The sequence below is a fragment of the Paenibacillus sp. MDMC362 genome (assembly GCF_003269305.1).
In the GTDB taxonomy this organism is placed as follows: domain Bacteria; phylum Bacillota; class Bacilli; order Paenibacillales; family Paenibacillaceae; genus Paenibacillus_AQ.
In genome coordinates, this window is sequence record NZ_QLYT01000006.1 from 20,360 (window position 1) to 43,905 (window position 23,546).

The following is a 23,546-nucleotide window of genomic DNA, read 5'->3' on the forward strand; positions in this document are numbered from 1 at the left end:
AATAAACATTCAAAATGTTAATAGAATACGCGTTGGATGGGAAAGATTGCATGACCTTGAATATTTCCAAGTAAAACATAAGGAAATAACCCTCGTTTACGCCTGAGTAAACGAAGGTTATTTATGCAATCGGATCGATTATCTAGCTGTTGGAGGCGGATTGCCGATAACACCCGGATATTGATAATGAAGCGGCTCGTCAAACACGACATAATCCAGGTTTACCATCAGCAGGATGATACGGCGTCCTGTCGACCGTTCGCTGATAATGATATGATCACGTCCTGCAGCTTCGATAATGCCCGTGAATACCTTGGCATTCCATTGCGAATTGTTTTCATATGTCATGTAGAAGGTTCCCTGTTTGCCCAGATTCAATCGTAGAATATTCTCTACGTAGGATTGTTCGAATTGCGGGGCCGGAACAACGGTGCCTCCTGGAGTCATCGGGCTTCCGCTAGGCACCTGCGGTGGAACGTTTGCTGTATAACCAGCCGTCCCGCGGTTCGGCACTCCTGGATAACGGACTCCATTCATGAAGTTTACAGGCGGCACACCTTGATTGTACATAAGTAATTTCCTCCTTTAATTTATAGCTCCCGCTTAAGCGGTTGTATAACATGAATCAAAAAACAGTCGGGCAATCGGCATATGTCGGGGTGAAGAAGCAGTGTGCTTTGAATCGACCTGTATTCTGCTGATTGTACCAGGTTGCCGGGCAATCCCCTGCCGGACGGAAAAACCACAGCGCGTTGCTAGCCGGCCATATGCGTTCCCCATTAATGACCCTTTGGGCTAGCCGACGATCCCGATCCCTGGCTCGTTGATAAAAATAGCCTTTCTGTGTTGCTTCAAAACCACCCGGGCTCTGAAAAACCATATCGTTCATGTTGCGGATGTTTTGAAAATCCAGGCAATTGCCCAATATCCGGTTCACGCCGACATTCCCGACCATGAGCATGCCCTGCTCGCCTTCGCCTTCTGCCTCTGCGCGGATCAATCTTGCCAGAAGATCCACATCATTCGAATTCACTTTGATGACTGCCACAGAGTTCCCCTCGCTTCCTTGAGATCACTTTGTATTTGTATGTGCATTCGCCCATAAATGTGACTGGATCCGAAGAAAAAGTTCCTTGCCACGGTCCATCGCGGTAAAGAACTTTAATCTCGTACTATTACTTTGCATTAGGACTACTGTATACATAACGGAACGTATACTCCCCTGAGCCCGCTTGAATCACAACGCCCGCTTCGCCATCATCCGCGGAATGAATTCCCTCCGCTTCGTCTAAAGGGATTGCACTGCCCTCCTTAACGCTTGAACAGTCAAAAGCACCTGGCAGTCGGATTTCCGCTGTTGTATTTGGCGGGATGGTTACCTCTAATTGAAATTCTCCACCACGTTCCATTCTCCACCTTGACCGGACGGATCCGTAGAGCGTATCGATCACGCCCTCAGCCCATGTCAACCCTTCGCCCGGCACGGGCGCAATTACGATATGCTTATAACCCGGCGCTTCCTCCACGGTTTGTATGCCGGCAACCGTACGATACAGCCACTCGCCAATGGCTCCGTAAGCATAATGATTAAATGAATTCATATCGCGGCTCCAGAAGCTGCCATCTTCCTTAATGCCGTCCCAATGCTCCCATATCGTGGTAGCGCCTTTCGTAACCGGGTACAGCCATGAAGGATAGTCCCGCTGCAGCAGCAGTTTATAGGCCGCGTCATGCATGCCGTGCTGACTTAATACATGGTTAATATAAGGTGTTCCCACAAAGCCTGTCGTTAGATGAAATCTACTCTCTTCCAGCAGCGAATAGAGACGTTTCGCTGCTCGTTTTTCCGCATCTTCATCCAGCAGCCCAAACATGAGCGCAAGCACATGCGCGGTCTGAGTCGAAGCCGCTAGCCTGCCGGATGGGGTTACGAATTCGTTGCGAAATGCAGCGACCACCTTTTCTTTAAGCTCCGCATACAGGGCGGCGTCTTTTTCTTGTCCCAATACGATCGCTGTTTTCCTTAGCAGTTCTACCGAATAACAATAAAATGCAGACGCTATGATATCCCGCTCTGTAGCACCCACATAGTCGCCGGATTTTGCATCCAGTCCCAGCCAGTCACCAAAATGGAATCCGGTATTCCACAAATACTCATTCTCCCCCTGAGCCTGAATGTAGGAAACCCAGCTCTTCATGCTCTCATATTGCCGTTCCAATATTCGTCGGTCGCCATAACTGACATATACCGTCCACGGGCATATGACAGCTGCATCTCCCCATGCGGCCGAAGCATAGGCCTCATCGCCAAGCACATGGGGGACAACGAAAGGCACTGCCCCGTCGCCACGCTGCTCTGCAGCCAGATCGGATAACCACTTGGTGAAGAAAGGAGCCACGTTGGCAAGATAAGCCGCCGTCCCCATAAACATTTGCGCATCTCCCGTCCAGCCAAGCCGCTCGTCACGCTGGGGACAATCCGTGGGCACATCCAGGAAATTCCCCTTGAGCCCCCATCGAATATTGCTCTGTAATTGATTAACCATGGGTTCTGAGCACTGAAAAGTTCCGGTTTCTTCAAAATCCGAATGGAGCACAACTGCTTCGAAAACCCCACGGTTCAGCTGCTCCTCCGTGAAACCGTCTAAGCGGACATACCGGAAGCCTTGGAACGTAAAATGAGGCTCATAAGTTTCTTGTCCTCCACCTTTTAACGTATACTGAATGGTTTGTTTCGCGGTTCGGAGATTCTCCGTATAAAAGTTCCCCTCGGAATCCAGTATCTCCGCATGCTGCAGCGTCACGATCGCCCCCTTCGCGCCGAACACGCTAAACCGGACCCAGCCCACCAGGTTCTGTCCGAAATCGATGACGGTTTCACCTTTGGGTGTAATCAGACATTCAACGGGCTGCAGCTTTTGGATGGCTCTTACGGGCTCGTTAATCTGAGGCTTCAGCATGTCAAACCCATGGTCGATCGTTTCGACACCATACCAATCATTTGAGTTGAAATCTCCTAAACTGAAGCCTTCCAGCTCCAACCGGGCGTCATAGGTTTCACCATGATAAAGTTCTGACATCTTGATCGGACCTTTGGCCGACTGCCAGCTTGAATCGGTTGCAATTACTTCCTCGCTCCCGTCTGCATACGTAATATGCAGCTCCAGCAAAAGGGCCAATCGATCCCCATAGATTGCGCTCCGTTCCTCCCATCCCAATTGCCCCCTGTACCAACCATTTCCGAGCCAAGCGCCGATTCCGTTTAAGCCAGCGTCCAGCATATCCGTCACATCATAACTTTGCGTCTGAATCGCATGTTCATAACTCGTCCAACCGGGTGTGAAATAACAATCTCCCACCCGCTGCCCGTTCAGTTCCAGTTCATAAAGTCCTAAGGCCGAGGCGTATATTCTCGCCTTAGCAATGGGCGACTTCAAGCTGAAGCTCTTGCGAAGCAGCGGTAGATGAGGAGAGCCCGATGGCAGCAAAGAACTAGGTGCCGATATCCATTCCCCTACCCATTTCTCTCCCTGCAGTTTACCCGTCTCCCAATAGGCTGCATCCGACCATTCCGATACCTGCCCCGCTTGATTCCAGGCGCGGACTCGATAAATATAGCGCATACAAGACAATACGCTCCATTCGTTTAATTCCACATGAACCGATTGCGAAGAAGCCACTCTCCCTGAAGTCCAAAGCGGCGCAGCAAAACGATCATCATTCGAAACCTCAATCTCATAGGCCGTTTGCATGACTGCCCTTTCGTCCGAGACCAGCTTCCAACTTAAACGCGGGTGCTTCTCGCCGATTCCAATCGGATTATGCTGATACTCACATCGTAAGTCCGTGACGCTGAACATAGTCTATCCCTCCGTCCACCTTCATTGAAGGTTATTCCTCGATCAAGTTTTAAAGGCCTCAACACGGATGTTCGCTTCCCTAACCGTGCCTGTTTCAACTATTATTATAAGTGAACCTGAACGTGGAATTATGGGGATACCGGACAACAATATAAGGCATAACGGACATCCTTTCCCTAATTACGATAAGGAGAATGATGATGAAGCGACCCATGGAAACCTATTATGGAAATACCTTTTTCCAGGATGACACCTTGATGTATGTGAATCGAAACGCCGAGAATTTTACAGGCTCATACCATAACCATGATTTTCTGGAGATTGCTTATATTGCGGAGGGTGAAGGTTTTCATCACCTGGAGAACTCGGTACAGCGCGTACGCAAAGGTCAAATGTTCTATATCCCACTCGGAATATCTCATGTATTCCGGCCCACTTCTGCAAACGGGAGGCCGCTCATCGTGAATAATTGCATATTCTCTGTACAGCTGCTGCCCAAACTGATTGCTTTTACAACAGGTTCGGATACGGCTGCCTTTTTGAAAGGCATGGAAGATGGCTCCCTTGGGTACCACGCGATTATGGACCGACATGATCGCTTCGAGAGGCTCTTTAGCTCCCTCTATGAACAAAATGCCCTGCCCGGCAGCGGTTCTGCCGTTTATCTGCACACGCTGCTGCTGCAGCTGATCATTGAATTCAGTCGTGTCATTGAACATCCATACACGATGCCTTCGGTGCCGCAACCCCATTCCTTTCAGGATGTCCTTCAATACGTGGAGGTGCAGTACATGCACGAACTCACTTTAACGCAGCTTGCCCAAATCAGCGGATTCAGCGAGCGCCATTTACAGCGGCTGTTCCGCCGATATACAGGCCAGAGCTGGCACCATTATTTGCAAACCGTACGAATTCGAATGAGCCGCGAGCTGCTGCGCACCACCTCGGACAAAATCAGCACGATTGCCGAGAAGGTCGGTTATAAGGACATGCATTCTTTCCACTCCGTGTTTAAACGAAATACAGGACTCACGCCTGGTCAATACCGGAGCGATGTGCAGCATTCATAAACGACCGGACTCTCCGGCAAAATAATGAAAGCATGATGATCCTGAACGCTCAATCATCATGCTTTTTGAATGTACTCCATCTTTTCCATTACTTATTTGAAGTATCTTGCGTGCTCTTCCGCCCACTCGGCAAACGTTCTTGCAGGATGTCCTGTGATCTGTTCAACCGTTTGATTGACGGTGTATGCTTCGATCGGCGGATTCTTGTACCAGTTGATGACATAATCGATGACGCCCTCATCAACCCCAAGTTCGGCCATTCGTTTACGTTCCTGCCCTTCGGTTAACTGAATAAACTTTACTTCTTTACCGATATAGTGACTCAGAATCTGCACCTTGTCAGGAACCGTTAACGCCTCAGGACCGGTTAGGGGATAAATTTTGCCCACATGAACGTCCTCCGACAGGACTGCTGCAGCCACCCGTCCAATATCCCGCTCATGGATCGAAGCATTTAACGAATCACCAAACATATCGCGGACTACGCCCTCTGTTCGGATCGATTCTCTCCAGTTCATAACATTGGACATATAATCTACCGGCTGCAGCTGTGTCCATTCTAGATTACTCGATTCTAGTGCTTCCTCCACCGTCCCTTTCTTTCCGTCCCACAATACGCTGACGCGCCTTACTCCGGCAGCCTCCGCGATTCGGATAATCTCCTCCCCTGTCGTAAGCGGGACGTAGCCTGCTCCTGTCGTGATTAAATGGAGGCCGGTTACACCCCGTAATGCTGGAACCAGCGTGTCGGGCTTACTCAGATCACCGGCAACCACTTCCACGCCATGAGGTAATGTGGCTGATGCCGGATATCGGCTGAGCGCTCTGACGCGATGTCCAGTCTTAAGCAGCTCATTCACAACCTGTCGACCAACTTTTCCTGTCGCACCTGTAACTAATATGGTCATTGTTAATTCCTCCTTTTTAGCCATTCCAACCTACAATGGTGTGCTTCCTGTTCCCTGTAGTTCCATTTAAACGCAATTCCAGACCGGTTACGTCCAGCCCTGGTCTAAATCAGCCATACAAAAAAGGCCTTATCCGAAGATAAGACCTGTCACTACGACCATAGTCTGATGGTTAGGTGTCGAACCAACGGTTCTTTATCGCGTACAAGGCCGCCTGGGTGCGATCCTGCACCTCCATTTTCCCCAGAATATGCGTGATATGCGTCTTTACTGTTTTCTCGGTAATATGTAGTTCTGCGGCGATTTCTTTGTTACTCCTGCCGAACGTAATCTGTTCAAGTACATGCTGCTCACGAATAGTCAGAATGTCAATGCTTTTAACAGGCTCGGTATCTGTCGCAACATGGGCAATTAATTGATTCGTTACCTGAGGATGAAGCATGCGATTTCCGTTTACGGCAGCGATGATGGTTTCGACAAGCACTTTAGGCTCGATATCCTTCAGTTGATATCCAATAGCTCCCGCTTTAATTGCCGGCAGAACCGAATCCCGGTCGGCAAAACTGGTAAGAATGATAACTTTTGTATGTGGAAACTTGTTTGTGATTCGCTTCGTGGCTTCGACCCCGTCCATCTCCGGCATCTTCAGATCCATCAGGACCACATCAGGCCTTATCTCCTATCATAAAAAAAAGATCCTGCCGCGTAAACAGCAAGGACCTTGTCAACTCAAACGATATTAAACTGTAGTGACTTAAACTGTAGTAACCGAGAACATCAAGCCGCAATAAATGAACACAACAGCGCCTAGTCCACATAACAACGCGCCTGCCACGGCCCGGCTTCTGCGGAATACGTTCACGACGTTCCACAGAAGCGCTAGCCCGAGGCAGAGGCTAAGGATTCCTATCCAACTCCACGTGAAAGCCAGTTCACCGATCGTAAACCCGGGATGGAACCAAACAAAAGTTCCAGCAGGACCATATAAGGCCAATGTGTCAATGACCTCATGCGGAGCAGGCTGCTGGTTCATGTATCCGGTGACGATATAAATCAACCAGATCAGAACTCCCTCACTTCGTGCCCATGCCACCGGATGATAACCGGAATCCCGGCGCAGCTTGCGCTTGACGAGATGACCGTTTACAAACGCGAATACCAACAGCGGCAGAATGAGAATATGCTTAACCAGTAGAGCCTGACCATAAGACAGCGTCCAGCTGTTTATGGGCTCCGGCGTCACGGCCGTCATCAAGAATAGTCCGGATCCGATAACAATGATGACACAGATGATCGCTGTTGGATGGAACCATCTAAGAAACGCACTCCAGCGGCTCTGATCCGTACTGAACCATCCTGTTATCAGCAACGTTCCCGTCCATATCGCCATCGCTGTAAAATGGCCGAAGAATGCAAGCTGCCCTGCGCTTTCGAACAGGGATGCAGCGTGATTAAACGAGGACATGGCCACCGCAATGCCCAGCAAGGCAACGGGCATGAGCCAGCGTAATACAGAACCCGGCTTCCGGCGGACAAGCATGGTCAGAATCGCCAACAGGATCGAGAGAACCAGAATCCAGGCGTAACGCTCACCCTCGCTGAATTTGAACATGATGCTGTTAAAGGACTTCCAGAACCCGATATCATCCTTGAAGAACATCATGATCTGCAGCAGCGGCACAAATCCAAATACGATGACAGCCGCTGCCGCCACCGGGCCAAGCCAGGCCGGAACCGAAATGTCCGGCCTAAATGCTTTTGGTACCAGGGACAATACGGTGATGCCAGCCAGAATGGCGTAGGCTAAATATAGAAACGGCTCACTTAACCAATAGTAAGACATTTATTTTTTCTTCCGTGAGGCTCGAATTCCAAAGTATCCTGCGACAAATGCTACAATCACGATGACAACGATCCACACGGTTGAACCGCTGGCTGCCGATTGTTCGGGAGCCGAAGTGTTGTCCGCCTGCTGATCCTGGTCAGCCGTTTGATCCGTGTTGACCGCAGCCGTGTCCTCCGCAGGCGTTGTATCATCCTGTGTATTTCCTGGATCCGCAGGCGTTTCTTCTGTATCTGCTGGCGTCTCCGGAGTGGTTTCCGTTTCCGGGGCATCTACCTCGAAGGCGTATGTCCCGTCCACGGGATGTCCATCGCCGCCCACAATTTTCCATTCAACCGTGTAGGAGCCGGACGGAAGCGGTGCAGCCAGCGTCCCCAGCATGGTATTCTGATTGATCTTGACTTCCCCTACTTCAACCGATTCGCCTTGCGCATTCTTAATCTTGAGCGTGCTCAAGTTTTCATCGATATTTTCATTAAAAGACAGGCTTACTTCCTGCACGCTTTCCGTCAGCTTGGAATCCGCCGCGGGCGTACTGGATTCCAGCTTGGAATGGGCCCACGTTGCAGTCGGGAATACCAGTATTAGCAGCAGACCCAAGGTCAGCAAGACTGAAGTTTTCACATGTTTCAACACGCATATCTCCTCCAAACCACTTATCTCAAATTTGAATCTTCCTCATCATAACAAAGACATTCCGACAATGCTAATGAGTATATTGTGAACAATGAATTCCACATATTTTACACAAAAAAGGAGGTGCCGCATAACACGCGACATCCCCAGTTCGTTTCACAGATTCTATGATGCTAACCTCTCTCATACCAATAGCCGGGTATCCCTTTGGTCAGCCGCAGCAAGGCTTCGAGGTAATAGTAATCGCCCCAGATCATATAATCATCCGGACCCGCACCGCCTCTGACGTAATAGGAACCATGCTTGATCAAGCCTTCCTCTGCAGCTTCACCGATGGTAGAATATTGGTTTACGAGAGATATCATCGACTTCTCAACGGCTTCTGTCAATAGCCCTTTATTATCATCTTCTCCGTCCAGATGCTCCAATATCTCCAGCATGCCGCACGCCGCAATGGCGGAAGCGGAGCTATCGCGAGATGTACCCTCTTCAATCGGGACGTCAAAATCCCAATACGCAACATGATCCTCCGGCAAGTATTCAATAAAGAAACGAGCGGCGCGTAAAGCCGTATCCAAATATTTCGGATCACGGGTATAGCGGTAAGAGAGCGCGAATCCGTAGATGGCCCATGCCTGGCCGCGCGTCCATGTTGATCCGTCATGATATCCTTGATGCGTTCCTCCTCGGATGGGGGTTCCATCCTCCGGATTGAAGTAAAAGGTGTGATACGACGAATCATCACCCCGCATTAAGTAGCGTCGACTCTTGTCCGCGTGAGCTACGGCTACGCGCTTGTATCGCTCATCGCCCGTCTGGTCATATGCCCAATACAGCAGCGGAATGTTCATCATGCAATCGATGATAATGCGACCGCCGTTCTTCTCGTCGCCTTTCTTGCCCCAGGCCTGAATATACTGTCCCTCTTCCCGCCAGCGCAGCATCAGATGATCCGCTGCTTTCAAAGCGAGCTGTTTACCTTCTTCATGCTCATCCACAATCCACGCGGCCAGTGCAGAGGGAAGATACAGAAATCCGATATCGTGATGGTCCAGATGCCGCTGTTCCTGCAGGCGTTGTTTATAATCCTCCAATTGGGCTATCGCCGTTTCCTTAAACAACGGGTCTTTCGTGTATTCATAACACAGCCAGATCATCCCAGTGTAGAAACCTTCAATCCAGTCATTGCTCTCTCCCCACTCGTAACGCTTCTCTTCCGTGATGTGAGGAAACTTCATCGGGAATTGACCGATATTTCGCTTGGTTTTTTCTACCGCATCCTTAATGGCTTGCTCCCACATGAGTCAACTGCCTCCTTATTCTTTAATGGCTCCGATCATGACGCCTTTCACGAAATATTTCTGCAGGAATGGATATAGAAACAAAATCGGCAGCGTAGCCACCATAATCGTTGCATACTTAATTGTTTCGCCAACCGGCATCCTATCTCCCCCTCCTACCGAGGTCATCATGCTGCTGGTATCGTTCTGGATCAGAATTTCGCGCAGGATAAGCTGAAGCGGAAACAAGTTCCGGTCCCTTAAATAGATGAGGGCGTCAAACCATTTATTCCAATGCCACACCCCGTAAAAGAGCACCATGACGGCAATGACCGGCAGCGATAACGGGATGATGATCCGGAACAGAATGGTCCAGTCGCTGGCTCCGTCGATTCGCGCGGATTCCTCGAGCGCATCGGGTATGCCTTGAAATGCCGTTCGCATAATAATCAAGTTCCATGTCGTCATGGCGCTTGGAATAATCAATGCCCAGTACGTATCAAGCAGACCCATATTTTTCACGAGCAGGTATTTCGGGATAAGCCCGCCGTCAAAAAACATCGTCATTACGATCAGCATCATGATGGTGCCCTTCCACATCACGTTTTTCCTGGATAAGCCATAGGCTCCGAGAGCCGTCATCAGAATGTTCAGCGTCGTGCCGACCACCACGTAAAATATCGTGTTCAGGTAACTTCGAATAATATTGGGGTTCTCGAATACCATACGATAGGAATCCAGCGAGAAGCCCTTGGGCCACAGCAGAATTCCCCGGTGCTGAACGAAATCAGCCGGCGTGCTGATTGAAGCGAACAATACATAGAGAAACGGGTATAACGTGACGATCGATAGCAAGCACAAGAGAATGACATTCGCAGAATCAAACAGGACTTCACTGACAGATTTTGAAGTTCGCATAGATGCCCCCTTTCTACCACAGCTTCGTATCCGTAAACCGCTTGCTGAGATAATTGGCTCCAATGAGCAGCATAAAGTTAATCATGGAATTAAACATGCCGACGGCGGCACTAAAGCTGTAGCTTGCTTCCAGAATTCCCTTACGGTAGACGTAGGTACCGATAACGTCGGCCGTCTCGTAAGTAACCGGATTGTACATAATCAGGATTTTCTCATCTTGCAGCGCCATAAAGGACCCAATCCGCAGGATGAGCAGAATGATGACCGTTGGCAGGATGCCAGGCAGCGTAATTTGAAGCATCTGCTTCCAGCGGCCGGCACCGTCCACTTTAGCTGCTTCATAGAGGGACGGATCGATATTGGAAATAGCTGCGAGATATATAATGGAGCCCCAACCGACCCCCTGCCAGATCGCAGATGAGGTATATATGGTACGGAACCATTCCGGCAGCCGCATGAATGATATCGGTTTGCCGCCGAAGTAGGTGATGATATGATTGATCAGCCCGTCTACCGACAAAAAATCCACCAGCATCCCGACAACCACAACGACAGATATGAAATGGGGAATATACGTAATGGATTGTACCGTCCGCTTAAATATGCGATGTCGTACCTCATTTAGCATTAACGCCAGCACGATGGATGCGGGAAAAACAAATATGAGGTCGTACGCGCCCAAGATAATGGTATTACTAACCACTCGTTCAAAGAAAAATCCGTTAAAGAAATCGCTGAAGTGTTGAAAGCCGACCCACGGGCTATTCCATATGCCGAGCCCTGCCGAGAAGTTTTTGAATGCAATCTGCAGGCCATATAACGGTCCGTAGTGAAACACGGCATAAAACGCCACAACCGGCAGCAGCATCAGGTAAATCGTGGAGTTTCGGCGAAAGTCCTTCGCAGCTCTTGCGCTGAACCTCTCTGGCTTGCTCTGTATCGTAACGCGGTTTGTTTCTTCCTTTAGCTGCACCGTATGCCCTCCTCTGACAAAAAAATCATTCACAGTTAGAGGGAGAATCCCGAGGACTTCCCCCTCTTCATGCGCCTACAACTTAACGGCTGTTGAACCGGTCCAGCGCGGCTTGTTGAATCTGGAGCGCTTCCTCAATGCCCATACCCTGAACCGTTTGGACAAATTGGTCAAACCCGCTGATCGGCTCCACGCCCATAATGAATTTGTTAACCATTTCTTCATAGTACGTATTAATATCATTCATGATCGAGGCATAACGCGTGCTTTCTTCAGCCGTTGGCGAAATAATCGGCATCAAACGGTCATTCTCCGCATTCATCCATGTCTCAATAGCCGCTTTCTGCTGAGGCAGCGCGGAATACTGCTCGATGTATCGGCGATCCTGGACGAAAGGTCCCGAATAACTGGCCAGGTTGTATTTTGACATCGCCTGGGTGATCGACAGCCCATCTGGATTTTTCATCACTTCATCGGTATAAGTCGGGTATCCGTCCTTCATCTCGTAGCTGACTCCCTCAACTCCGAAATTAAACAGCATATGTCCTTCTTCCCCATATTTGTAATCGAGCCATTTCACCGTTTCCGCCGGGAACTTGTTCGCTTTCGTCACAGCCGCCCCAAATCCGTTGAACGGCGAATCCTTCTGTCCAAGGGTCGGTTTATCCCCCTTCTTCAGGACAACGTTCGGAGCGCCCACCAGTTCTACATCCGGATTGCTTTTTATCATGAGCTCGGAATAGCGGCCGAGGCTGCTGCCCATGTAACCGGAGAAGGCACCCACTTGATTGTTGGTTACTTTGGCATCTTTAAGCGTACCGTCCGTTGCCGCGTAATCCTGATCGATCAGGCCTTCGGCATACCATTTGCTCATCGTTTCCAAATAAGATTTGAATTCCGGTTGGATGGGTCCATACTGGACCTTCCCATCCACCTGATAAAATCCGGTTGTAACTCCCCACGCGCCGACAAAAGCATGGTTGATGCCCGTCATATCCATATCCAGCAGCAGCGGGATTTCATCCGCTTGCCCATTTCCGTTCGGATCCTTGGTCTTGATCGCCTTCAATACTTCATACCACTCATCCATCGTTTCCGGTACGGGCAGCTGAAGCTGGTCAAGCCAGTCCTTACGGATGATAAGGCCGTTAAAGGTCAGCAAATATTCGTCCCCGCGGATAAATGGAAATACGTAAATATTCCCTCCGTCTGTCGTAATCAGCTTTTTATATTCCGGGTGTTCGTTCAACACTTTCGTTAGATTTGGTGCATGCTCTTCAATCAACTCATTCAGACGGATGATGGACCCGTCCGAAATGGCTTTATCCGGACCTCCTGATACGTTGGCCCATCCATGCTCCACCACATCCGGCAAATTGCCTGAAGAGACCATGATATTAAAAGCGTCTGCCTCCTGGCCCGCCGGCGGATGCTGGAACTTCAGTTTGGTGCCTGTCGTTTTTTCCAATTCCTGATATGCGGCAATCCCGTTCATATCCTGCATCGTTGCAGAGGCATTTGCATTCAGCGATACCCAATAGGTCAACTGTTCAGGATATTCCGGGTCACCACCAACAGCCATGCCTGTTCCTTCCTTACCTTTTTCCCCGGCAGGCTCCTCGGCCCCCGAGCTTTTTCCGCTGCATCCGGCAATCATAGCCACAATCAGCATAAAGATCGCAAGTCTCGCAACACGTTTCCGGTTTGTCTTCAAATCACGACGCCTCCCTTTTTCCCTAGTGAATGATCATTCGATAAGATTAGGCTTAGGTGGTTCCAACCAGCCCGCCCTGTTCAAATCGTAACGCTGAAGCGCTTACATCGTATACCGTACAGTTTCAACATACATAAACAGCGATTAAGAATTGAGATGATCATTTCTTAAGGTCGATGATAGGGAATGCAGGGTTTCCTTGTATTTTCCCGGGGTGATCCCTTCGTATTTCTTGAATACCCTTATAAAACCGACGTCACTGGTATAACCGACGGAACGGGCAATGTACGAAATCGTGTTTTTGGCATCACGCATCATTTCCTTGGAACGTTCGATCCGAATCTTGGCCAGGTAATCCGTGAGATTGGTGCCGCTGTTTTTCTTGAAGAAAGCCGACAGATACGGCGGCGTAATATCAAATTGCTCGGCAATGGAAGCCAGACTGATCATGGCATCGTCGTGATGATCCGCAATGTAGCTCTTGATTTTGTCAAGCAGCAGCGAAGAGGAATCGCCCCTTTGATCTTTTACGTAGAGACAAACCTTGCCGAACATCCATTTCACTTCCCGGTAGAGCTCCTCAACCGTGGTCCCCTCCGTAATTTCTTCAAGCGTTTTGCCTGACTCGCCGAATATATCCTCGTACTTCAAATTCAAAGCATTCAGCAGCTTGAACATCGTACTGAGCAGGTTAGCGAACATGAGTCTGCCGAGCTCAGGAGAGATGGATTGTCCGTTGAAGTTATTATGGTACAGACACTGGATGATATCTTGCGCCTTATCCGTATCCCCGCTTTTCATGGCGTTAATGAGCTGGATTTCCGTCTCAATGGGAAAATCATAATACACCTCCGTTTTCTGTTTCATTTCCTCGTACAGTAAAATCGGTTTATACGCAGTAAAAATGGAATATTCCAATGCCTTCAAGCTTTCGCCGTAACCGCTCGCCAAACATCCAAGACCGGTACGGATTTCGCTGATCCCGATCGTGATGTCGGATTTAAATCGCTGTTCAATCACCATCTTCACTTGCTCTGCCCAATCGTACAGCTGGTCTGCCTTATCGTGCAGCGGTTCCGGCATGTTTAGAATAATGGCAACCAGGTTCTTCTCCAGCTCCACGGAATATGCGGTAAAGGGATAAATTTCTTCCGCCACCTTCCCGGTCACAAAACGGATCAGGGCCCATTCGCTTTCCCGCTCATTATGTATGAACCCGCTGGCGTCCCTCAGCTCGATCAAGGCAACGGCAAAACTCGAATGCGGGAACGAGATCCCCATGAAATCCAAAGCATGATCGGACATATCTGCCGTATCCACGTTTCCCTTCAATAATCGCTGCAAAAAGTTGGACCGAATCACCGGTGTTTGCCTGGACAATTGCTCCTTCATCTCCGTCTGTTTACCGAAGGAGTCCGCCATCGTCGATTTGATAAAATCATATTCGTTACGTACCTTACCCTCCTTAGCCGGATGAGATTGCCGAATGAAACGGATAATGTCACGCAAAGGGAAGTACGCGCGGTAGGTCATGAACGCACAGGCCGCAATTCCAGCGACAAGGCAGATGGCCAGAACGCCAACGGCCATCCGCTTGACCATATAGACCTTTTCCATGAACGCTTTTTCCGGCACGGCCGATACATACTCCCACCCGCTCCGCGCAGATCTTGTCGATACCGTCATCACACGCGGATTATCCGCGGTTTCACCCTTACTGTGAACCTCGGATTCACCGGCACTAAGAATCACTTGGCCGCTGGCATCCTTGATGTAAATGGTTCCCTGGTTTGTTTTGACAATCTCATCAAGCAATCCCGCGATCTGCCTCTCCTCAATCAGCATAACAAGCGCGCCTTTAGGATTGGTCTTTTCACCAAATGGAAGCGTTTGCATATATGTGAGCATGCGTTTCTGGTTTAACCCTTTGCCAACTTCGGTTACGGGCAAATACCGGTTAAAATGGATACCGTGCAGAATATCTGCTTGATACTGTTGATAGGTTAATTTTTCATATCCGTAAATATCGGAAAACAAGACACGAGACGTTGTTTTTAAGGAGGGACTGAGAACCGTATCGCTCTCCCGTAAATATACGTAAAAATCGGTGATAAAACTGCTGCTGTTCCGGTATCGCTGCATTTCCTGCATGAAAGTGTAGTAATTGTAGTTCTCGGTCCCGTTTTGAGGGGAGCTTGCCTTTAGCAGCGTATCCAGTCGCGGATGCGAAGTGATGTTCCGGGAAATCAGATGCATTTCATCCAATCGGCTGTCCACCACCTGCTTCGCCTGCTCGATCAGCGCCATGTTGGAGTTGTTGGCATTTTCGATCATAATCCGCTCGATTTGCGTATACAGTCCCCAGAACACGATGACCGGGATCAGCAGTATTACAAGATAGGACATGAGCAGTGTAACGAACACGGACACTCGATTGGAACGTTCATTTTTTGCACTAGTTGTCATCAATTTCCCCATACCCTCATTCCTTCCCAGTCTTAAGATGTGACCTTCTTCATACTTACATTAATTACATCATACTGTTTTTATTTATCATGAACAGGTTTTCTTCAAAAATGTTAATGCATCACGAATTTGTATCATATACGAGATATCGGCCCCATGTGCATCAAGAAGAGCGCCTTCCATGGGAAGACGCTCTAGATATTCAGACAACTAGGGCTCATATATCATTTTGCGGGTCATGCCGCCATCCACAACCAGATGGGCCCCCGTGACAAAATCATTATCCGGATCGGTAAAATAAAAGCAGGCCTTGGCGATATCAGCCGGGGTCCCTACCCGTCCGGCTGGGTGCTGCTTATGGTCCGCTGTACGAAGCTCATCATAACTGCCCGTTTCAATCCAGCCCGGGCTTATACAATTCACCCGAATTCCATCGGGTCCCAAACTTACGGCCATGGCATGGCTCAACGCGACAATGGCTCCTTTGGAAGCTGCATAAGCCTCCGAATTCGGCTCGGACATGATCGAACGCGTGGATGACATATTGACGATAGCCCCGCCATTCCCAGCCTTTTTCATATGTACCGCCGCTTCACGCGTCGCCAAAAAACAGCTTCGGGCATTCGTGTTGATCACGTCGTCCCAGTCTTCAACCGTAAGCTCATATGGCGATTTCCAACGGGAGACCCCGGCATTATTAATCAAAATATCGATGGTGCCGGCATATTGGACGGCTTGGTTCATCAGGCGTTTAATATCTTCTTCCTTCCTTACATCGCAAGGGATGAAGACCGCGTTCAATCCTTGCTCCTTCAAGGCATTTGCCGCCAGGTTGCCCTGTTCTTCATGTACATCGCTTAATATCACTCGGGCTCCGCTTAGAGCATAAGCCTCGGCCAATCCGCGGCCAATCCCATGGGCAGAGCCCGTTATTACGACCGTTTTATCCTCAAATTTCATATGCCACCCTCCTTCTCCTTCATTATATACCACAGGAGAAGGCGGATATAAAATTAAGCCGGTTTCTTATTTAGGATGGTCATAACCGCGGACCACGCTAAGATTCGCTCTAGGGTGTCTAACGAATCCGTAGTACCGTGTTCCCTGGAAACGCAGCAGTCCCTCGTCTCCTTCCGCGCACATGCCGAATTCCTCCCCATTCACAACAAACTCCATGCGGTCTCCGCTCTCCACTTCAAAGGTCAGGTAATAGGTGGTACGAGTACGGCTCGACATCGTATCATCCGTCTGCTGCGTATGTTTCACTTCCGTTCGTTTGCTCACAATCTTGGAATCGACCGATAGCAAAGGCTGTCGGTTGTTCTGGCTCCATTGCAAGATTCCCTTACCGGCCGACAGCAAAATGATCCCGATGACGACGATGAAAAACACGGGCATAACGCTGCCGAAAAAATCGAACATCCAAACTGACCCCGATCCCATACGGCTCCCCCCTCCACCTTGTCTTGAAATATGTATATGCTTTATTTCGGACAATTTAACTCATAGCTCATGGAAAGTTTGATTGAAATTTTAAAGAACTTGTCCTTTTCTGGGAGCACCAAAAAGCCGATGTCTGTACTTAACCAGTCATCAGCTTCTTCGCGGGACTAGAGCGTCCGCTTCCATTTATACCCTTCATGGTCATCATTGCTATCTTTGCCACCATTATTCAATCGTAAGCCAATCTCATCCATTTCATCGTTTCTTCTTGTCCCGTCATTTCATGCTCCTGTGGTGTCAATTCCTGCTCATTCCAGCAAGCCAGACACTGCTCCTCGGTGTCGCATAAACATGCATCATCACAATGGTAGCAAAGGCGGAGGAAGTTTATCGTCATTTGATCGGTATGCATGAGGATCGTCCCCTTCTAAACAATTTGGAGTACCTGATTACATCTTTATAGTAGCATACATGGAAGCTAATATTTGTGATTAATTTCACAATTTAAGCCGAAAAAGCCTTATCCAAACTGATAAAGTTGCAGTCGATAAAGCTTTTTTAATCCCGGCCTATTTTATTGGCATATTCAAATCACGTACTCTTGCCGTAGTTTTATAGACCCTGCCAGGTCTCCCCGCCGTCACTGCTTTTCATCAGACGCGATCGATTCTTGTCCGTTGTTTCGATAAGCATCCAACCGACATCAGACGATGTAAACTGCAGTTTTACCACGTTCGGATATTTAGCGAGATTATCGTTCAGAAGCTTGCTCCTCGGAAATGGCTTCCATGTCTTGCCCATATCATTCGTATGATAAACAATGCCGTTCACCATTCTCCACCCCTCATGAAGCCGGCGGAAAACAGGCTGATTGGAGCCCTTGCCGGTATCACCCGTCATGGGGAATGACACCAAATTCCATGATTTCCCCGTGTCGGCCGTAAAGTAACCCAAATAGCTTGCCTGATCATCCTGCACGCAGGTAACCGGAATATAAACTTCGCTTCCGCTACTGCCTCTGCCCAGAAACTTAGGGGCGCCGGCAAAGATCGAACCGCACCGATCCAGCAGCTTGCTCTTGAATATCTGTCCGGAGGACTTCCACTTCTGGCCTCCATCGCGGGTAATATACAATTTGGAGGATTGCATTTCACGGATGGTCGCAAATCCGACAAGCGAATCCGTGAAGGTTAAGCCGATGATGGACCCTGTTCGTGGAATCACGCTGCCGGGAACACGGGACGTCGGATACTCCGAATTCTGCATGACCTCTTCCCATAACCCGCCATTATTGCTGGTTCGAAATAGCGACTTTTCCTCAGAGCCCCGGGAAAGATCGCCTTTCGCCATAATCCATCCCTGCTGAGATGAAACGAAGGACATGGCGGTGACGACACCCGTCTCCGGCAGCGAAGAAAGCTTCCAGGTGTCTCCCCCGTCCGTCGTATTGAGCAGGATCGTTTCGGCTGACCTCTGCTTGTTGCGTATAATCCAACCATGTTTCTTATCCGTAAACACGATGTCTTTCCCATACTCCAGCTTATCAACGAACTGTACATTGGAGGATGGAGAGATATCAACCCACGTTTCGCCATAATCCTGAGTCTGATACAGACGTAATTCCGTGTTCGTTATCCCCCAAGCAATTCCCGTTGACTCATTCAAGAGTTGGAAATCCGTCAACCGTGTATGTATCTGATATTTGCTTTTTTCCTCGGGTGCTTTCATCGCCGTATCCGGCGTTACTAGTGTAATGGTCTGACCTTCTTCTTCATCTTCAACCGATTCAGGAGGGCCTTCTACTGTAGAAGTTTGCTGTTGTTTTATCGGTTCTGAGGTACAGGCTGCTAACATGAATGCCATCATCATTAGCATACTGAGCCAGACTATAAAACGACTTGATCTCAAGAATTCTTCCTCCTCTTATTTCAATGTCATGCTGTGAGTCTGCTTTTTCGACATTATAACATATTCCGTCCAACAGAAATGTAAAGAACTGACTTGCAAAATTTACAATACTGTAGCTTTTTTGATAGTGTCAGTCTCATATGCATAAGGATGTTTTTATGATGGAAGACTATTGAGGTGTGTAATTTTAGCAAAGCAGATGAATTTTAAGGAGGTGAAAACTCATGGCAAAACCCGATAATCGCGAAGACAATGTAGAGCATTTGCAGCAGGCGGTCCAGAACACGATTGAGAACTATCGTGAAGCCGAAGATTATCTCGAGGAGTTTGGGGATGAAATTCCGGCAAGCGAGAAAGAACAGATTCAAGATCGTAATGCTCGTCGTGAAAAGAGTATTTCCGGCTTCCGGGAAGAGATCAAAGACGAAGCTGCTCATCAGCAAGGAGAATAGAATAATCCGCTGAGCAATATAAAAACAGGAGGCGCAAATAATGCGCCTCCTGTTTTTTACATATCGTATTGGCCGCGGGACATCACCTATTTTGAATCAGCTGTCTCCATTCGAGCCGATTGAGATTACTCCTTCTTCACGAAATTCTTTTTGACAATGACTCCCTTATAATCCTTTAAATACTCGGGCGCGCCCGTAATAAAGTGTCTGATTGCCTTCAACCTCGATTCCAAATCCATGGTATCGTTCGGTCCCACCTGTACAACCGACGCAGATGCAGTCGCTATAATTTCGATGCATCCCACATGAATCTTCTTATGGTCTTGTATAATGTTTAGTTCTACGTCTGATTGCGGCGGCCATGTGGGTATGGATCTGGAAAATATCGAGTAAACCTCATAATCTCCCTCGTCCTCAAAAAACACCGGCACCTGCCGCTGAACCGCTAATGCGCGTGTATTGGCATCGATATGTCCCGATTCACCGCATATACATGCTGAACTATCTGAAATATTGGTGATATACATGTGATCAACATGTGAATGACGTTTCATGGTGCGGAACCCGGGGATAACGGAACAAGCGGGCTGATCTGAAGTGATTCGGAAGGCGTATCATACATGGAGGAGCTATTAATCACATGGGTATCTCCAATCAACAGTACGGACGAACTTGAGATCGCCGTAATGCGGATCGAACCAACCTGGAGCTCTTTATTGACGACTGTCATTTTCATTTGAATGCCACTTCCCTCGTTGCATATTAAGAAGGTGCTGCTCAACTGCCGAAGCGATCTCACTCTTCATTTGTTTGACGATCGATTGCTCTACCTCTTGCGGGTTCATGGTTTCCCTGTTCGTTTGATATTGCTTCAAATACAGCGTTATACGGTCTCCGAGTTGTTTACGTACATCTTCAATGATAACCGCAGCATATTCATTATCAAGCACAAAGTGGGCTTCAGGAATCATGCGCTCGATCTGCCCAGGTACTGTATCTTCTAGATAACGTGTTACATTCTGATATATGTTCGAAAACAGTTCACCGCCAGAATATCCAGACTGGGACAGTTCTAACGGCGGCTGACCATTCACGGTAATATCCTCCAGTGACTGCCCATCCTTTGGCATCAGTCCAATATTTAAGGTGCCTTCCAATTTTTCAATTTTCAATAAATCAAAATTATATTCCACTCGATCTATCGTTTTCTCGCTTCCCTCTCTTAATCGATCTATTTCACTGCGCATTTCCTTCAGCATTTGTTCCATTCGACTTAGCTGCTCTGTCTGGCTATGAAGAATATGGAACAATTGCTGTAAGTAATAATCGTACATGGAACCGCCTCCCTGCTCCTATACAATCTATGCGCAGGCCATTCACCTCATTCTTGTCTGTACAGTACTTCAGTCGGCGCAGGTAATGGAACCAGTGGGTTGTTATTATTCTGAGGATCGAACTCAGGAGCAGGGCCTGTAAATCCACCCGTATTATAAATATTGGACAATGCCCGGATCTCTCCTGCGGTTCCAATCTGCAGCACCGAAGAATTCGTTACCGCCTCAACCCGAAGCTGCTGTATGTTAATACTTTGATGTACAGTTAAATTCAAAGTGGATCACAACCTTAATTAAGCATTAGGCGAATCAATCAGGTCCGGATCAAATGTATTCGTGCTGTTGGCCTGGTTGTTTGTTATATTCGTGCCTATACTGTCACCGGTGGTGAACGAGTTGGCGCCGGAATACGCTTTTGAGGAGCTGGTTAATTCAATGACGCCTGTATTTCCAACCAAGACCGTGGAACTGGGGCCCACGTTAACAATTTTCATATTGCCGATAATCGAAACCACAATTCCACCTCTTCATTCAAAATCATACGCTTGGATTTATTCTATGTGGTTGGATGCCCAGATGTCACTATAACCTTCCTTCGCCCATACAATGAAATTACAGAACGAAGGAGGGATATCTCGTGAACTCAAGATCCAAGCGCCCTGAATGGTTATCGAAGGACTCCTTTTTCAGCAACAGTCCTTTTCCATTCAAAGATCTTAATGACCTCAATGAGGATTTACAGCTGGATCCAGACGTGATTGAAGATTATGTGAAGGATACGATAAGACAAGCAACCACTGGAAATGAAATGCTGCCTAACCCCAATACGCTTCGATATGAAACCTTTGATACGCATAATTTTCTGGTTGTGAAATGCTATGTACCCAAACGTGTCCATCCGGAAAACTTATGGATTAAGGTCAATCGAACACAGATCAAAATCCACGGTTTGCCAAAAGAGCAAAGCCAGACCATCGTCTTGCCCGTCCCCATTCTGCCTGCGCAAAGCATTGCGACCTATAAACAACCCACTTTACAAATTAAGATGCCTAAAATGTCTACAGGCCGATTTCACGATATCAATATTCGTTTCTTATGAACTCCTATCACTTAAGTTAGTCACCTGAAAAAACCTGCGTACAACATTGGTTGTATGCAGGTCACAAAGAGATGCAACAATACGCTTCACTCATAGCTTATGCACTATCGCAACGAAGAATTGCTGCCTGTGCATGCTAGATTTCCCCCACCACTTTATACTTGAATGACAGGGCCTATACGGGTGTTTGGGGTGCAGAGAGATAAAAGTGGCTAGGTAAATAGAAGTTGTTTTCTTATTGTGAATTTTTCATATGTTGAAATAATCGCTTATTGAGACAGATATTTCGCATCAAAACAAGCTGATTTCCTGATGAAATCAGCTTGTTCGAGTTCTATATAAAGGTCGTTGCCGGGCTTATTCCGCCTCGGATACTACCGTATAACGCTCATAGATATGCTTCGGCTGTTCAAGCTCATCCAATACCGCGATCGCGTAATCCGCGTAGCTGACATAGCTTTGACCATTTGAATTAACAATGACATGGTCCTTGCCTTCCCGATAGCTGCCCGTGCGCTGACCGTGCGGATTAAAGAACGCTGCCGGACTTAGATACGTCCATTTCACATTGGAAGACTGTTCCAAGTCCTTCAAGTTCTCACCGGCATGAAATGCCGTCGGATAGTATTCCTTAGGAAAATCAGGAGTTTCCATGAGTCGCAAGGTTTTGGCTTCATCAACGAACAAACTTCCGGCCCCGCCTATCACAAACAGTCTGGTATTCGTGCCTTTCAGAGCTTCTATTAATACCCTGCCAACTTCCACATATTGAGCTTCTTGCCCAGGCGCCGCCGCAAAAGCATTCACGACGACATCGAAGCCCTGAAGATCGGCATTCGTCAAATCAAGCACGTTTTTCTCCAAAATGTTAATACTGGAATCGGAGATCTTGGACGCATTCCGTACAATTGCCGTTACTTCATGGCCGCGTGCTTGAGCTTCATTGCGAATCAGACTTCCCGCTTTCCCTGTCGCACCGATAATACCAATCTGCATTGTGAATCTCTCCTTTATCAATTGTATAAACAAATGAGGGGCGAAAAAGAGGCTTTAGATTCCCCTTTTCAATATTTCACTGGATTCATGGAGAAGTTTAGTTAACTGTTCGCTATGTTCCTTCCCCAAGAGGGAAACATACTGTCCATTCAGCTGTTCAAAATATTGATTCAGCTCCTGATATAACGACTTCCCTTCATCCGTTAAGAAAACATGCGTTTCTTTCCATTCAGATTTGCGCTGTACTAACTGCTTCTCCTCCAGCTTATCGATGAACCGTGTGCTTGTGGATGGAGCAATCGATAACTTATCGCTTAGCTCTTTCTGCGTAATGCCGGGATACTGATGGATCACCACCAGAACGTAGAAATACGAAGGCGATAAGCCGGCCTTCGCAAAAGCATCCTCCGCCATCTTGGTCATCGAACGAGCAAATCGATTTGAAGTAAAAAACAAGCATGAACTCAGTATGGAATCATCTATGTTCATAACCAGACACCTCTCATTTGTATATACAAATTAACACTCCACTAATATATTGTCAACAACTTTCTTTTAGTTAGTTTCATGCTTGATTTTATTAGGATCATCGTAATTAGGTACGTTCGAAAGCGCATATAACTTGATTTAGAGATAGGGAGCGTTT

At 48.0% G+C, this 23,546-nt stretch carries 26 protein-coding genes; 3 read left to right on the forward strand and 23 right to left on the reverse strand.

What is annotated here, in order from left to right:
• Positions 1 to 138: 138 nt before the first annotated feature.
• The 3 genes from gerQ to DP091_RS01235 all read right to left on the reverse strand — a co-directional run bounded on the left by gerQ (position 139) and on the right by DP091_RS01235 (position 3,860).
• Entirely contained in the window at positions 139 to 537 is a 399-nt protein-coding gene (gene gerQ, locus DP091_RS01225; protein WP_373456880.1) for a spore coat protein GerQ, read from the reverse strand.
• An 88-nt stretch (positions 538 to 625) separates the two neighbouring features.
• Positions 626 to 1,048, reverse strand: a complete 423-nt coding sequence (locus tag DP091_RS01230; RefSeq protein ID WP_113056713.1) for a cell wall hydrolase — start codon at positions 1,046 to 1,048, stop codon at positions 626 to 628.
• A gap of 127 nt (positions 1,049 to 1,175) precedes the next feature.
• Entirely contained in the window at positions 1,176 to 3,860 is a 2,685-nt protein-coding gene (locus DP091_RS01235) for a glycoside hydrolase family 78 protein (protein WP_113056714.1), read from the reverse strand.
• 200 nt (positions 3,861 to 4,060) lie between these two features.
• Here DP091_RS01235 and DP091_RS01240 point away from each other — a divergent pair, with 200 nt between their 5' ends.
• Complete coding sequence (locus DP091_RS01240; protein ID WP_113056715.1) at positions 4,061 to 4,930, forward strand: AraC family transcriptional regulator; 870 nt, start codon at positions 4,061 to 4,063, stop codon at positions 4,928 to 4,930.
• Between the two features lie 92 nt (positions 4,931 to 5,022).
• Here the strand turns inward: DP091_RS01240 and DP091_RS01245 are convergent, their stop codons facing one another.
• The 13 genes from DP091_RS01245 to DP091_RS01305 all read right to left on the reverse strand — a co-directional run bounded on the left by DP091_RS01245 (position 5,023) and on the right by DP091_RS01305 (position 19,019).
• Entirely contained in the window at positions 5,023 to 5,838 is an 816-nt protein-coding gene (locus tag DP091_RS01245; protein ID WP_113056716.1) for an NmrA family NAD(P)-binding protein, read from the reverse strand.
• Positions 5,839 to 6,010: 172 nt separating this feature from the next.
• Entirely contained in the window at positions 6,011 to 6,502 is a 492-nt protein-coding gene (locus DP091_RS01250) for a LuxR C-terminal-related transcriptional regulator (protein WP_258394361.1), read from the reverse strand.
• A 90-nt stretch (positions 6,503 to 6,592) separates the two neighbouring features.
• Positions 6,593 to 7,681: a copper resistance D family protein gene (locus DP091_RS01255; RefSeq protein WP_113056717.1), complete on the reverse strand. Its 1,089-nt coding sequence runs from the start codon at positions 7,679 to 7,681 to the stop codon at positions 6,593 to 6,595.
• On the reverse strand, positions 7,682 to 8,317 hold the full coding sequence (locus DP091_RS01260) for a copper resistance CopC family protein (protein ID WP_113056718.1): 636 nt from the start codon (positions 8,315 to 8,317) through the stop codon (positions 7,682 to 7,684).
• Positions 8,318 to 8,490: 173 nt separating this feature from the next.
• Positions 8,491 to 9,618 (reverse strand): glycoside hydrolase family 88 protein, encoded by a 1,128-nt coding sequence (locus DP091_RS01265; RefSeq protein ID WP_113056719.1) that lies wholly within the window; start codon positions 9,616 to 9,618, stop codon positions 8,491 to 8,493.
• A gap of 15 nt (positions 9,619 to 9,633) precedes the next feature.
• Positions 9,634 to 10,515 (reverse strand): carbohydrate ABC transporter permease, encoded by an 882-nt coding sequence (locus DP091_RS01270; protein ID WP_100536541.1) that lies wholly within the window; start codon positions 10,513 to 10,515, stop codon positions 9,634 to 9,636.
• 13 nt (positions 10,516 to 10,528) lie between these two features.
• Complete coding sequence (locus DP091_RS01275; protein WP_113056720.1) at positions 10,529 to 11,488, reverse strand: ABC transporter permease; 960 nt, start codon at positions 11,486 to 11,488, stop codon at positions 10,529 to 10,531.
• Between the two features lie 82 nt (positions 11,489 to 11,570).
• Positions 11,571 to 13,202, reverse strand: a complete 1,632-nt coding sequence (locus DP091_RS01280; protein ID WP_113056721.1) for a type 2 periplasmic-binding domain-containing protein — start codon at positions 13,200 to 13,202, stop codon at positions 11,571 to 11,573.
• A 144-nt stretch (positions 13,203 to 13,346) separates the two neighbouring features.
• On the reverse strand, positions 13,347 to 15,668 hold the full coding sequence (locus DP091_RS01285) for an AraC family transcriptional regulator (RefSeq protein WP_258394362.1): 2,322 nt from the start codon (positions 15,666 to 15,668) through the stop codon (positions 13,347 to 13,349).
• A 210-nt stretch (positions 15,669 to 15,878) separates the two neighbouring features.
• Positions 15,879 to 16,628 (reverse strand): SDR family NAD(P)-dependent oxidoreductase, encoded by a 750-nt coding sequence (locus DP091_RS01290; protein ID WP_113056723.1) that lies wholly within the window; start codon positions 16,626 to 16,628, stop codon positions 15,879 to 15,881.
• A gap of 66 nt (positions 16,629 to 16,694) precedes the next feature.
• Complete coding sequence (locus DP091_RS01295; protein ID WP_113056724.1) at positions 16,695 to 17,111, reverse strand: DUF2500 domain-containing protein; 417 nt, start codon at positions 17,109 to 17,111, stop codon at positions 16,695 to 16,697.
• A gap of 229 nt (positions 17,112 to 17,340) precedes the next feature.
• Positions 17,341 to 17,523: a hypothetical protein gene (locus DP091_RS01300; RefSeq protein ID WP_113056725.1), complete on the reverse strand. Its 183-nt coding sequence runs from the start codon at positions 17,521 to 17,523 to the stop codon at positions 17,341 to 17,343.
• Positions 17,524 to 17,723: 200 nt separating this feature from the next.
• Positions 17,724 to 19,019 carry a YCF48-related protein gene (locus tag DP091_RS01305; RefSeq protein ID WP_113056726.1) on the reverse strand — a complete coding sequence of 432 codons (1,296 nt, stop codon included), beginning with the start codon at positions 19,017 to 19,019 and terminating at the stop codon, positions 17,724 to 17,726.
• Positions 19,020 to 19,243: 224 nt separating this feature from the next.
• On the opposite strand from DP091_RS01305, the gene tlp reads away from it, so the two are divergent.
• Positions 19,244 to 19,471, forward strand: a complete 228-nt coding sequence (tlp, locus tag DP091_RS01310) for a small acid-soluble spore protein Tlp (protein WP_071218157.1) — start codon at positions 19,244 to 19,246, stop codon at positions 19,469 to 19,471.
• Positions 19,472 to 19,596: 125 nt separating this feature from the next.
• Here tlp and DP091_RS01315 read toward each other — a convergent pair whose 3' ends face one another.
• Genes DP091_RS01315 through DP091_RS01335 form a run of 5 tightly spaced genes read right to left on the reverse strand, consistent with a single transcriptional unit; the run spans position 19,597 to position 21,320 of the window.
• On the reverse strand, positions 19,597 to 20,025 hold the full coding sequence (locus DP091_RS01315; RefSeq protein ID WP_113056727.1) for a spore germination protein GerPE: 429 nt from the start codon (positions 20,023 to 20,025) through the stop codon (positions 19,597 to 19,599).
• On the reverse strand, positions 20,022 to 20,207 hold the full coding sequence (locus tag DP091_RS01320) for a spore gernimation protein GerPD (RefSeq protein WP_071218159.1): 186 nt from the start codon (positions 20,205 to 20,207) through the stop codon (positions 20,022 to 20,024). The genes DP091_RS01315 and DP091_RS01320 overlap by 4 nt, the downstream gene beginning before the upstream one ends.
• On the reverse strand, positions 20,185 to 20,805 hold the full coding sequence (gene gerPC / locus DP091_RS01325; RefSeq protein ID WP_113056728.1) for a spore germination protein GerPC: 621 nt from the start codon (positions 20,803 to 20,805) through the stop codon (positions 20,185 to 20,187). Before gerPC ends, DP091_RS01320 begins: the two co-directional genes overlap by 23 nt.
• Before the next feature lie 47 nt (positions 20,806 to 20,852).
• The gene (locus DP091_RS01330; protein WP_113056729.1) at positions 20,853 to 21,080 is read right to left on the reverse strand and encodes a spore germination protein GerPB; all 228 of its coding nucleotides are present in this window, start codon (positions 21,078 to 21,080) and stop codon (positions 20,853 to 20,855) included.
• 18 nt (positions 21,081 to 21,098) lie between these two features.
• The gene (locus DP091_RS01335) at positions 21,099 to 21,320 is read right to left on the reverse strand and encodes a spore germination protein (protein WP_113056730.1); all 222 of its coding nucleotides are present in this window, start codon (positions 21,318 to 21,320) and stop codon (positions 21,099 to 21,101) included.
• Positions 21,321 to 21,442: 122 nt separating this feature from the next.
• Between DP091_RS01335 and DP091_RS01340 the strand changes: the two genes are divergently transcribed.
• Positions 21,443 to 21,904, forward strand: a complete 462-nt coding sequence (locus DP091_RS01340; protein WP_113056731.1) for an Hsp20/alpha crystallin family protein — start codon at positions 21,443 to 21,445, stop codon at positions 21,902 to 21,904.
• Between the two features lie 357 nt (positions 21,905 to 22,261).
• Here DP091_RS01340 and DP091_RS01345 read toward each other — a convergent pair whose 3' ends face one another.
• Together DP091_RS01345 and DP091_RS01350 are read right to left on the reverse strand one after the other, a co-directional pair.
• Positions 22,262 to 22,900, reverse strand: a complete 639-nt coding sequence (locus DP091_RS01345; RefSeq protein ID WP_113056732.1) for an NAD(P)-dependent oxidoreductase — start codon at positions 22,898 to 22,900, stop codon at positions 22,262 to 22,264.
• A 54-nt stretch (positions 22,901 to 22,954) separates the two neighbouring features.
• On the reverse strand, positions 22,955 to 23,389 hold the full coding sequence (locus DP091_RS01350; protein ID WP_113056733.1) for a MarR family winged helix-turn-helix transcriptional regulator: 435 nt from the start codon (positions 23,387 to 23,389) through the stop codon (positions 22,955 to 22,957).
• Positions 23,390 to 23,546: the final 157 nt, after the last annotated feature.